Annotated in this window: 11 protein-coding genes and 1 pseudogene; 6 read left to right on the top strand and 6 right to left on the bottom strand. The window is 41.4% G+C overall.

The annotated features are described in order from the left end of the window. Positions 1 to 88: pseudogene (locus AN395_RS19720) on the bottom strand (sugar O-acetyltransferase); the annotation flags it as partial. A gap of 137 nt (positions 89 to 225) precedes the next feature. Between AN395_RS19720 and AN395_RS19205 the strand changes: the two are divergent. Continuing rightward, positions 226 to 882: an NAD(P)H-dependent oxidoreductase gene (locus AN395_RS19205; RefSeq protein ID WP_024031966.1), complete on the top strand. Its 657-nt coding sequence runs from the start codon at positions 226 to 228 to the stop codon at positions 880 to 882. A gap of 49 nt (positions 883 to 931) precedes the next feature. Here AN395_RS19205 and AN395_RS19200 read toward each other — a convergent pair whose 3' ends face one another. Genes AN395_RS19200 through uvrD form a run of 3 tightly spaced genes read right to left on the bottom strand, consistent with a single transcriptional unit; the run spans position 932 to position 6,042 of the window. After that, the gene (locus AN395_RS19200) at positions 932 to 1,780 is read right to left on the bottom strand and encodes a hypothetical protein (RefSeq protein WP_054983972.1); all 849 of its coding nucleotides are present in this window, start codon (positions 1,778 to 1,780) and stop codon (positions 932 to 934) included. Between the two features lie 58 nt (positions 1,781 to 1,838). Further along, positions 1,839 to 3,899, bottom strand: coding sequence for a GNAT family N-acetyltransferase (locus AN395_RS19195; RefSeq protein ID WP_054983971.1), 2,061 nt, complete (start codon positions 3,897 to 3,899; stop codon positions 1,839 to 1,841). Next, the gene (uvrD, locus tag AN395_RS19190) at positions 3,877 to 6,042 is read right to left on the bottom strand and encodes a DNA helicase II (RefSeq protein ID WP_054983970.1); all 2,166 of its coding nucleotides are present in this window, start codon (positions 6,040 to 6,042) and stop codon (positions 3,877 to 3,879) included. The genes AN395_RS19195 and uvrD overlap by 23 nt, the downstream gene beginning before the upstream one ends. Positions 6,043 to 6,353: 311 nt before the next feature. On the opposite strand from uvrD, the gene AN395_RS19185 reads away from it, so the two are divergent. Next, on the top strand, positions 6,354 to 6,578 hold the full coding sequence (locus AN395_RS19185) for a hypothetical protein (RefSeq protein WP_004588664.1): 225 nt from the start codon (positions 6,354 to 6,356) through the stop codon (positions 6,576 to 6,578). Between the two features lie 114 nt (positions 6,579 to 6,692). Beyond that, on the top strand, positions 6,693 to 7,061 hold the full coding sequence (locus tag AN395_RS19180) for a YacL family protein (protein ID WP_054983969.1): 369 nt from the start codon (positions 6,693 to 6,695) through the stop codon (positions 7,059 to 7,061). A gap of 130 nt (positions 7,062 to 7,191) precedes the next feature. On the opposite strand, the gene AN395_RS19175 is transcribed toward AN395_RS19180, so the two are convergent. Continuing rightward, positions 7,192 to 7,836, bottom strand: coding sequence for a peroxiredoxin-like family protein (locus tag AN395_RS19175; RefSeq protein ID WP_235576592.1), 645 nt, complete (start codon positions 7,834 to 7,836; stop codon positions 7,192 to 7,194). A 105-nt stretch (positions 7,837 to 7,941) separates the two neighbouring features. Here AN395_RS19175 and AN395_RS19170 point away from each other — a divergent pair, with 105 nt between their 5' ends. Then, a complete protein-coding gene (locus tag AN395_RS19170) occupies positions 7,942 to 8,565 on the top strand; it encodes a dUTP diphosphatase (RefSeq protein WP_004588667.1) in 624 nt (207 codons plus the stop codon). 8 nt (positions 8,566 to 8,573) lie between these two features. Here AN395_RS19170 and yrfG read toward each other — a convergent pair whose 3' ends face one another. Beyond that, entirely contained in the window at positions 8,574 to 9,221 is a 648-nt protein-coding gene (gene yrfG, locus AN395_RS19165) for a GMP/IMP nucleotidase (protein WP_004588668.1), read from the bottom strand. A gap of 62 nt (positions 9,222 to 9,283) precedes the next feature. Between yrfG and nudE the strand changes: the two genes are divergently transcribed. Both nudE and cysQ read left to right on the top strand, forming a co-directional pair. Continuing rightward, positions 9,284 to 9,856: an ADP compounds hydrolase NudE gene (gene nudE, locus AN395_RS19160; protein ID WP_029772216.1), complete on the top strand. Its 573-nt coding sequence runs from the start codon at positions 9,284 to 9,286 to the stop codon at positions 9,854 to 9,856. After that, on the top strand, positions 9,849 to 10,640 hold the full coding sequence (cysQ, locus tag AN395_RS19155) for a 3'(2'),5'-bisphosphate nucleotidase CysQ (protein ID WP_004588670.1): 792 nt from the start codon (positions 9,849 to 9,851) through the stop codon (positions 10,638 to 10,640). Before nudE ends, cysQ begins: the two co-directional genes overlap by 8 nt. Positions 10,641 to 10,858 lie beyond the last annotated feature (218 nt).

Here is a 10,858-nt window from a genome sequence, read left to right as displayed (position 1 = left end):
TTATCTCACGAGCTGGATTACCAGCAACAACAGTATCCGCCTCTACATTTTTAGTTACTACAGATCCCGCACCAATAACACTGTTATCCCAAAAGGTATGGGCTTGATCTATTATCAAATTTTTTTAGAAAGTCTTTTAAGTATTTTGCTAATTATCAATCGATAGCAAACCCTATAAACTTGCCCCATCTTGTATTTACATACCTTACCAAAGGGGAGAAGAGCATGTCTCATCAAATTATTAAAGACTTACATAACCGTTACACGGCTAAAAAATACGATACGAGCAAACGTATTTCATCGGCGGATCTTGACGTAATTAAAGAAGCTATTCGCTTGTCTGCTTCTTCAATCAACTCTCAACCTTGGAAGTTTGTATTGGTAGAAAGTGATGAAGCTAAGCAGCGTTTGCACGATACATTTGCTAACAAGCACCAGTTTAATCAATTACACGCTAAAGAAGCGTCGCATACGCTGTTATTAGCTTACGATCCTAAGTTTACTAAAGAGAAGTTTGTTAAACGTGTGGATGTTGAAGTGAGCTCTGGTCACTTACCAGCGCAACTGCGTGAAAGCTTTATGGGTGCCTACGCTTTTGCTGAAATGAATACGGATGAAAATGGCTACAATGGCAGCTGGACTAAAGCACAAGTTTACCTAGCACTGGGTAACATTATGCATACACTGGCGCGTTTAAATATTGCATCTACGCCTATGGAAGGTGTTGACCCAGAGTTAATCGGTGAGAAGTTTAGCGAAGAGCTTGATGGTCATATTTGTGAAGTGGCACTTGCAATGGGCTACCCAGTTGAAGAAGAAGATTGGAACTTTGGCAAACCTAAAGCGCGTTTACCAGTTGAAGATATTATAGCGACTGTATAACGTGTTGCTATAAGTTAATTAGCCGAGAGCCTTCTCGGCTTTTTTATTTTTAGAATAAACCATACGCTTGTGTTTCTTCGTCTTCCTGTTGTGCTAAATGATCAGGTCTAAATATTGCGCTAGGGTCTATTAAAACACTGTGTTTTTCGGCTAACTTTATTAGCCCTCGCATCATGCCTTTGGTTTGCGGGTCTATATCAAAGCCTACTTCGGTTAATTTATCGAGTGGCTTAATGTCTTCTTTTTTATAATCTATATTGTCCTCTACTTTATCTACTAGTAATCCGATATGCGGGTTGAGCCCATCTTTAGTAGTAAAAACAATAATAGGTTTATAATCGAGTGTTATTTGCTCTTTTGCCGCATCAAACAGACGTTGTAATTGCATAAAGCTGTTGCGCTTTATACTCGCTAAATATTTACTGGCTTGTTTATAGTCTTGCTCGTTATGAGTACTAACTGCACGATCTGTAGCTGTTACTAGCGCTTGAAAAGGCTCATCAAGTTTTTCTATGATAGATTTTAGGTCACTGTTGTCAGTTTTAAACTCTTTATAAAATACGGCGATGTTGTGCAGCTGAGTTTTATCGTTTGTTATTACGTGGCTCTGTTGCGCGATGCTTTTTTCAAATTGGCTAAACCAATCATTAAGCGAGGCTTGCCAGGTTCTTAGCTCATTAAGTGCTTTTTTATTACTTTGCTCTGTAGAGCTGCCATTTAAAATAACACCTAGGTCGAACACCGGCGTGGGTGTTTCCATGTAGTCTTTTACACCAATAAAGCTCTTATTGTTATTTGGCAATGTAGTGAGGTTATTATCAAACCGCTCGGTGAGTAAAATATCGAGAATTTTAAGTGAAATGGTTTTACAGCCCACTTGAAAGTTTATGAATTCCATACCTTTATCTTTAATTGCCTTGTAATGCTTTAAGGATAGAACAAAATAGATAAATAGCTTAAAGGTTGTGTGGTTTTTTAATTAGTGACTTAACTGCGAGTTTAAATTGTTGCTCTAAGGCTTTTTTTCCACTTAAGCAATGTTGCTTGATTAGCTGCTCATTACTGTGGTTTTGTAATACCATTTGTATCAGCAAGTGGCGATCTTCACTTTTAGTTGCCATTAGGCTGGATGGGGAGTGGTTAAATAAATACCATAGTTTTGGCGCGGTATTAAAGCGATTTATTGTACTAATTGCAGTGTTTATAGGTGGGCTGGGCACGCTAGATTCATCGATAAATTTACTTATTAGCTCACTGACTAACTCACTGTCGAGTTGGCTAAAGTGCGTTAATAAACCATAAAACAAATCACTTTTAAATTGCTGAGCTAAGGTATGTAAGCCCTGCGTGGAAGTGTCTAATGCTTTAATAACGAGGGCTGAGTGCTCACCCGTGCTTTTATCTCGCTGATAACCTAGCTTTACAGCACAAAATTCCTGAGATTGCCAAAAACGTAAAAGCCCTGCTGTAGCCCCAAAACTTGCACCTATATAACTACAGGTGGGGGTTAGCTGATGTTGGCAATGCGCTAGCAATGCTTTACCTACGCCTTGTTGGTGCAGGTTAGGTGCAACAGCTATACGAATAACGCGTGCGCTTTGTTTTGTTAAATAGCTTGGCTGTGCGCTTAATTGCGCGAGCGATTGCGCCATTAAATGCCCTTGTGGGCGGCGCTCACCACTGATTACTTGCTTAGCTAGCTCTGCATCCATACCGCCTTCAACTGCTATTAAACACACACCCACAACATGCATGTCGCATCTACTAATAAACAGCCTTTGCGCTGGGGCATCAAGTAATTGGCGTGAATCGTTAACACTGCTCTGGTAATGGGCAAGTGCTAGCAACGCAACTATTTGCTGCAGTAAAGGCTCATTGTCAACGAGTTGCTGTTGAGTGACTTCAACGTGCTCAATGCGATTTAAAGCGGGTGGGTATTCGTTATATTGTGCATCTAAAGCAAAGAGTGTGCGTACATGTTGCTCAAGAGGGTCGCCCTTGGCAAAACGTAAAGGCTCTTCTAAGTTTACAATTTTTGCCGCTTTGTAATTTGCTTTAATATGTTGCGTAAAGCGAATGGTATAGCCTCGGCCATTACCCTCGTAGCCTACCAAGGTGCTTGCAAAGACTATACGCGGGTAGTGCTTTAACATGGTTAACAGTAGTGGGACAGGTATTGCGGCGGCTTCATCGACCAGTAATAAATCACATTGCGGCAACTGATTAAGCAGTGCATCGGGCGCCATGTATTGTAAATTAGCTAAATGTTTTTGCTGAGCCTTGTATTCCACCTGTAAGGTTTTAGCTAAATGCTTAAAACAGCTATGGGTGGCTCTAAATTGTGTTGCGCATACAATGATTTTTTTATCATGTAATGCTGCGGCTGCAAGACCTAGCGCTGCTGATTTTCCTCGCCCTCTGTCGGCATTAATAATTAAAGGTCTGTTCGCACGCCCTGTGGCCACCTTAATTATTTGCTCAACGCATTGTTGCTGCGCCTGATACTCAATTTTATTTGTTACATAGCTTTTGAGCGGCGGCTGTTTAAAGGTAGTGTGTTCATCAAAGTGTATGGCAGGTAGCGTTTGTAAAAGGCGAGAAAAACGTAAATTAAAATAGCTTTGCTGATTACTACACCCATAAGACTGCACGCTTTGCAGCGCAGGGTCTTGCCATGAGGCTAAACGTTGTAAATCAGGCAGTAATAAAAATAAAAGCCCGCCGGCTTTTACGGTGCCGGCTAATGCAGCGAGTTTATCGGGGTAAATGCCACTAAAGCCATCATAAACGGCATGAGGAAACTCTTGCCCAAGTAGTTGATGAGTATGCTCAGGCCAACTTGCATTGGCAAGGCTGTTTGAAAGTAGCTTTACATCATCCGAACGGGTTAACGCGCTTAATAGCTCATAGCACCAAGTAGGCTGGCCTGTAATCAGCACTAACTGGCGATGCTTTGCGCCAGTTAATTGCTGCGTTAATTGCTCAACACTGCGCTTATACAGCTTGAAGTCGTGCATATGCGGTTACTAACCATTTGCTGCCAAGGTCGTCAAAGTTTACTTGCACACGCGATTGCGCGCCGCTGCCTTCGTAATTAAGCACAGTGCCAATACCAAATTTAGCGTGCAGTACACGTTGGCCTAAGTTAAAACCACTTTCTTCAAATACAGCATGACTTACTGATGCGCTAAAACGTCCTGCAGCAGGCGGTCGTGATACCTGTGTTTTAATACGAATTTCTTCTACGCAATCTTCGGGTATTTCGCGTAAAAACCGCGACGGGCTATGGTACTTTTCTTGGCCGTATAAACGACGGCTTTCGGCATGGCTTATGTAAAGTTTGTCCATGGCACGGGTCATGCCCACGTAACAAAGGCGGCGTTCTTCTTCCAAGCGCCCTGATTCTTCATTACTTTGCTGCGATGGGAACATGCCTTCTTCAACGCCCACCATAAACACAAGTGGAAACTCTAAGCCCTTAGCAGAGTGAAGAGTCATCATTTGCACAGCGTCTTCGTGTTCATCGGCTTGGCCTTCACCAGACTCAAGCGATGTATAAGCTAAAAAGCCTTGTAGTGGTGAGCTAAACTCTTCTTCTTCGGGGAGTTCATACTGATCGCAGGCACTGATAAGCTCTTCTAAGTTTTCTACGCGAGCTCGGCCTTTTTCGCCTTTTTCAGCTTGATACATGGCCATAAGGCCAGAGGTTTGAATAGCGTATTTGGCTTGCTCTTGCAGTGTAAGGTCGCTAATTTTATCTTCTATGTGCTCTACCAACTCTACAAATTTTGTAACAGCGCTTGCCGCACGACCCGATAAATGTTGTTGTTCAACAATTGCTTTAGCTGCGTACCAAAGAGGGAGAGACTCAGCACGCGCACAGTCGCGTATATGGCTAAGTGTTTTATCGCCAATACCGCGCGCAGGGGTGTTAATTACACGCTCAAATGCGGCGTCGTCTTGGCGGTTTCCTACCAATCGTAAGTACGATAGCGCATCTTTAATTTCTTGGCGCTCGAAGAATCGCATACCACCGTAAATACGGTATTTTAAGCCTTCTTGTAGCATGGCTTCCTCGAGTACACGAGATTGCGCGTTACTACGGTATAAAATAGCGGCGTCTTGCAACGCATTACCAGCATTTAACCAGCTGCGTAGCTTGCTGCTTACAAAGCGGGCTTCGTCTAGCTCGTTAAAGGCGGCATAAATTGATATAGGCTCGCCTTCGTTACCATCGGTCCAAAGGCTTTTACCCATGCGCTCTGAGTTATTTTTAATTAGCGCATTAGATGCTTTTAGAATGGTCGCGGTTGAGCGGTAGTTTTGCTCAAGACGAATAGTTTCGGCGTCAAAATCAGTTAGAAAGCGTTTAATGTTTTCTATTTTAGCGCCACGCCAACCGTAAATACTCTGGTCATCGTCGCCTACAATCATAATGCTTTGTGTATCACCAGCAAGTAGCTTTAGCCATGCGTATTGAATGGTATTGGTATCTTGGAACTCGTCTACCAGCATGTGGGCAAAGCGCTGCTGGTAATGGCGAAGTAGCGTAGGGTTATTTTTAAGTACTTCGTAGCTACGTAGCAGTATTTCTGCAAAATCGACTAAACCTGCACGGTCACACGCCTCTTGATAGGCGGCATATACACGCAGCATCATTTGCTCGTTTATATCGTAGGCTTGAATATCTTTAGGGCGCAGAGCTTCATCTTTTTTAGCGCTGATGTACCAGCCAAATTGTTTGGCGGGCCACTTTTTGTCATCAATATTCATTGATTTTAATAAGCGCTTGATCATTCTAAGTTGATCGTCAGAGTCTAAAATTTGAAAGGCTTCTGGCAGGTTTGCTTCACGGTGATGAGCGCGCAAAATACGGTGTGATAAACCATGGAATGTACCAATCCACATTCCACCGACAGGGGCTTTTAGGGTTTCTTCAACACGGGTGCGCATTTCTTTAGCGGCCTTATTAGTAAAGGTAACCGCAAAAATACTATAAGGCGATGCTTGCTCAACCTGCATTAACCACGCGATACGATGAACTAAAACACGTGTTTTACCCGAACCAGCACCTGCTAATACCAGCATGTTTTGTAGTGGGGCTGCAACGGCATCGCGCTGTTTGTCATTTAAGCCATCGAGTAATTCAGAAACGTCCATCGTTACGCCTTTTCAATCAATAATGAGGGCAGTATAACAGGTGTTTTTGTTAGGCTAAATAAAATACTGTTTTTATGAACAGCTATTCTAAAAATACTTGTAAAACTAATCCCTTAGTCGCTTTTTTGTACTCTTAAGTAACGATAATTAATAATAAAAATAATCAAATTGACCTATATTTAGTAAAAAATACTAAAGCAGTTATTTAGTAGTAATTTAACTATTTGATTTTTAAGCTTTAATAAATTGGCATAAAGTGTGATAGTAAGTAAATAACTAAAACTTAAAATTAATTAACTACAGAGGTGAGTATGGCTGATCAAGGTTCTGGCGGTAATGTTATTGCAGCGTTGTGTAATATATTTTTTCCTGGTTTAGGGCAATTGGTACAAGGGCGAATTTTAGCCGCTATCTTTTTTGCGCTAGCTATTATAATTAGTTACGCACTTATTTATGTATTAGTAGGCTTTGTACTCGTGCCTATTATTTATTTATGGTCGATTATAGATGCTGCACGTTTTAGATCGCGAAGTTAGCTTTTATGTCGCCTATTTAAATAGCGCCCATTGGCGCTATTTTGCGTTTTAGGGTCGGTGTTTAAGGCTATTTATGGGTATAATTAGTGCATTAGCGTTTTAAAAGTAAAAATTATGGAATATCAATTTATACGTGACCCTATTAGTGGGCTGCGCATTAAAATAAGCAGCGAGCATGCCCTAATTGGCCGCTGGTTAAACGAAGAAATTGGCAAAGAAAAAGTCGCGATGGTACAAGCACTTATTAGCTCGGTAAAAACAAGTTACGAGCCAATAACGTTAAAAGGCCAAGAGATAGACTTAATACTCTCTAAAGACGAAGCCTTATTTGAAGCCCATGCCCTACACCAAGACAGCGAAGATTTAGTCGCCTATCAAGATGATGACTTAATGCTTGAAGAAAATGGCCTAGTGAGTGGTTGTGGCTTTGAAGATTTTATAGATTTAATTGAGTCGTGGGCTGAGTTTAGTGGCTCGCGTTAAACGTTTAAAAGGCCAACCTAGTTGGCCTTTTTTGTAATATCAATTGTTTAAAGTTATTAGGCATTTATAGCGCTCTATTTAGCACCCTAGAATGATTAAATATTTAAGTCGATTGGTATATATCTACAGATTATTGATTTTCTATTGATTTAACGCCAGCTAATAATAGCTCCTCTGTTAAACGTACTTTGTAATTAGGATTTGCGTACTGAAAATACACAACGCCGCTTTTATCAATTACAAATACAGCCGGTACAGGTAAAGCGACGTTTACCTTGCCTTGGGCATCAACAAAGTTAACACCGCGCTTATTGCGATAGATTGCGGCTGTTTTATCATCTAAAAAATAAGCTAAACCTAAGGCCTTTGTTAGGGTTAAGCTATCATCTGAAAGCAGTAAATAATTTGGCGAGCTTATTTTACTTTGGGCTAGTTTTTCTGGGCTATCTGGCGATACTGCAATAATTTGCGCATTTAAATTAGCGAGTTGCTGCTCAATTTTTTGTATATTAGCCAGTTGCTTTGAGCAATAAGGACACCAACCACCGCGGTAAATAATAAGTACCGTTGTTTTTTCAGCAAAGCGCTTTTGTAACTCTATATTATTACCATGTTGATCTTTGAGCGTTATATTAGGCACGCTTAAGCCCGGTAATAATGGTGATACTTGCTCGGGGGCTGCAGCAATTCCTTCTGTACTTGCTTGCGCATTCGTTACTAAAAAAGCAGCCATTACAATAGTCGCCAAGGTGTGCAGTAACACTTTACTCATCATTATTTCCTGCCCTGTTTTTATGTGCTGTTTATAATAGATCAAAAATGCACTTTTTATTATTTGCCTGTATCATAAGCGTAATTTAAAAGCTCAAGTGGAAACGATATGTCAGCCAACTTAAATAAGCTAGTAGTAATGCTAGAAATGCAAAATGCCATGAACACTAAAGTTCATGATCAATGGTTTAGCCAAGGCTTTGAGTGGTACAGGGCCATTTGGGTTGAGTGTGCAGAAATGCTAGATCATTACGGTTGGAAGTGGTGGAAAAAACAAACCCCAGACACCGAGCAAGTAATTCTAGAATTGGTTGATATATTTCATTTTGGTTTGTCGTTAAGAATTGACGGAACAACCTCTTACGAAGAGTTAGCTAAGCAGCTAGAACAAGAACTTAGCGCACCACAGGCCGCAGATGACTTTAAACAAACTCTTGAAATATTAGCAGCTTCAGCAGTTGCAAATAAAACCTTTAACGCGGCCGCGTTTGCAGGGTGTATGGCGCAAATAGGGATGGATATTGACGATTTATACCGCGGTTACGTAGGTAAAAACACGTTAAACTTTTTCCGCCAAGATCATGGCTACAAAGATGGCAGCTACATCAAAGTATGGAATGGCCAAGAAGATAACGAGCATTTAGTCGAAGTCGTTAAAAGCCTTGATACCGAACATGCCGACTTTGCAAAGTTAGTATATCAAGGCCTAGTGGCGCGTTACCCGCAACAATAATCTAGCTGCTAGATTATGTTTCTGTAGTCGGTTACGTTTAAGTAATCGGCTATTACATTATGTGGTTGCTGGCTATCTGGGTTGGCCACCGCAAGTAAATGTTCAATGCCGTATTCTCGGGCAGCATTTAAAACTGGCACACTATCATCAACAAACAAAGTGCGCTGCTTATTAAACCCTAAGTCTTTTTGTACTTGATGCCATAAACTTTGCTGCTCTTTACTCACTCCGTATTGATGAGTAGACACCACGCCATCTAAATAATTATCTATCGCGGTATGTTCAAATTTAAGCATGACGTTTTCAGGGTGGGCGTTAGTTAAAAGAATTAGCTCTTTACCTGCTTTTTTTAGCTCAGTTAAAAAGTGGGGCACATCTTCGCGTACTTTTATTAAGTGCTGGGTTTGGCGTTTTAATTCCATTATCGGTAAATTGAGTTGCTCTTGCCAATAATCTAAGCAATACCACTGTATTTGACCACTTACCGCCTGATAGCGTTTGTGCATATCGGCTTTTGCTTCATCAAGGGTAATATTGCGAGTGAGCGCAAGTTGCTCTGGTACAACGTTAAGCCAAAAGTGACTATCGAAATGTAAATCGAGTAATGTTCCGTCCATATCGAGTAAAACGGTATCGATTTTTGACCAATTTAGCATGGGCTTTTCCTTGTGAAAAGTTTATGATTAAGCACAACTGCCATGATAGCAAAATAACGCCAATGACACAGAAAAAGCACCCAACTCCGCCTCAAATTATTAGTAACAATGTAGTTGCTAAAAGCCGTTTATTTACTGTTGAATCGTTAGAGCTTAAGTTTTCTAATGACGAAGAGCGCCAGTATGAGCGCATACGTGGCGGTGGCCGCGGGGCTGTAATGATTGTACCAATAACTGCAGATAACGAAATGCTACTGGTACGTGAGTATTGCGCGGGCACAAATGACTACCAATTAGGCTTTCCTAAAGGCTTGATAGACCCAGGCGAAACACCACAGCAAGCTGCAAACAGAGAGCTTAAAGAAGAAGTGGGTTTTGGTGCTGAATTTTTTGAGCCGCTAAAAGTAGTATCAATGGCGCCAAGTTACTTTAACGCGACCATGCATATTTTATTTGCTAAGCAACTATATCCGCAAACGTTAGAAGGTGATGAGCCCGAACCTTTAGTGGTTGTTAAGTGGCCATTAACAGATTGGCAGTCATTATTAGAGCAAGACGATTTTACCGAAGCTCGCAGTGTTGCCGCTTTGCTATTATTAAATAAGTATTTAGCGTCTGGAGCTGCAAATGAATAAATTACTAGAGCCTTGTATTGAACTTGCACAAAGTGCAGGCGATGCCATTATGGCTATTTATAAAAAAGACGATATTGGCCAGCAAGAAAAGTCAGACTCTACGCCTGTTACAAAAGCAGACTTAGCGTCTAACGATGTGCTTGTTGCTGGTTTAAAAGCGCTTGCGCCCGACATTCCTATCATGTCAGAAGAAACGCCTATTCCGGCACTTGCCCAAAGAAAGAACTGGCAACGCTATTGGTTATTAGATCCGATGGACGGCACCGGCGAGTTTATTTTAGAAAGTGGTGACTTTGCCGTTAATATTGCACTTATTGAAAATAACCACCCCGTTTTAGGTGTGATTCATTGGCCGGCAAAAGGGATCACTTACTTTGCTACTGCTAATCAGGGTGCATTTAAACGAGAAAATGGTAGCGACACAAAAATGTCGGTAGCAACACCCGATAACCTAACGCTGGCAGTAAGCCGTAGACAAAAAATTGAAGCGGTCAGTCAGTATTTAAATACGCAGTTTGCCACTATTGCAGTAGGCTCGTGCTCGCTAAAAGCATGTATAGTTGCCGAGGGCAAAGCCGACTGCTTTTTACGAATTGGCCCTACAGGCGAGTGGGATACCGGCGCGTCACAAGTTATTGTAGAAGAGGCGGGCGGGTGTATAACCGATGCAGAATTTAATCCGCTTACTTATAACCAGCGTGAGAGCACTGAAAATCCTGACTTTATTGTAATGGGACACCCAGATTGGGAGTTTCAAAAAATGATAAGCCCACATCAGAGATAGCTATTTATAGTGCTTGTTGATTGCTTTTTGTTCAGTTGAACACAATTAACTAGTTAAAGCCTTGCAATATAAGTTTATTCCTATATTATAGCGCTCTCTTCGAAACAGGCTCGTTATTAACACGAAACTATTTCAAAGAAATTACAGGCGCGGGATGGAGCAGCCTGGTAGCTCGTCGGGCTCATAACCCGAAGGGCGTCGGTTCAAATCCGGCTCCC

It is taken from the genome of Pseudoalteromonas sp. P1-30 (assembly GCF_001400005.1).
In the GTDB taxonomy this organism is placed as follows: domain Bacteria; phylum Pseudomonadota; class Gammaproteobacteria; order Enterobacterales; family Alteromonadaceae; genus Pseudoalteromonas; species Pseudoalteromonas atlantica.
This window is presented reverse-complemented; position numbering and strand designations above follow the sequence as displayed.

Bases quoted from the DNA above. Each gene is read 5' to 3' on its own strand.
- AN395_RS19205 (WP_024031966.1), top strand. From the start codon at position 226: ATGTCTCATCAAATTATTAAAGACTTACATAACCGTTACACGGCTAAA.
- AN395_RS19200 (WP_054983972.1), bottom strand. From the start codon at position 1,780: ATGGAATTCATAAACTTTCAAGTGGGCTGTAAAACCATTTCACTTAAA.
- AN395_RS19195 (WP_054983971.1), bottom strand. From the start codon at position 3,899: ATGCACGACTTCAAGCTGTATAAGCGCAGTGTTGAGCAATTAACGCAG.
- uvrD (WP_054983970.1), bottom strand. From the start codon at position 6,042: ATGGACGTTTCTGAATTACTCGATGGCTTAAATGACAAACAGCGCGAT.
- AN395_RS19185 (WP_004588664.1), top strand. From the start codon at position 6,354: ATGGCTGATCAAGGTTCTGGCGGTAATGTTATTGCAGCGTTGTGTAAT.
- AN395_RS19180 (WP_054983969.1), top strand. From the start codon at position 6,693: ATGGAATATCAATTTATACGTGACCCTATTAGTGGGCTGCGCATTAAA.
- AN395_RS19175 (WP_235576592.1), bottom strand. From the start codon at position 7,836: ATGATGAGTAAAGTGTTACTGCACACCTTGGCGACTATTGTAATGGCT.
- AN395_RS19170 (WP_004588667.1), top strand. From the start codon at position 7,942: ATGTCAGCCAACTTAAATAAGCTAGTAGTAATGCTAGAAATGCAAAAT.
- yrfG (WP_004588668.1), bottom strand. From the start codon at position 9,221: ATGCTAAATTGGTCAAAAATCGATACCGTTTTACTCGATATGGACGGA.
- nudE (WP_029772216.1), top strand. From the start codon at position 9,284: ATGACACAGAAAAAGCACCCAACTCCGCCTCAAATTATTAGTAACAAT.
- cysQ (WP_004588670.1), top strand. From the start codon at position 9,849: ATGAATAAATTACTAGAGCCTTGTATTGAACTTGCACAAAGTGCAGGC.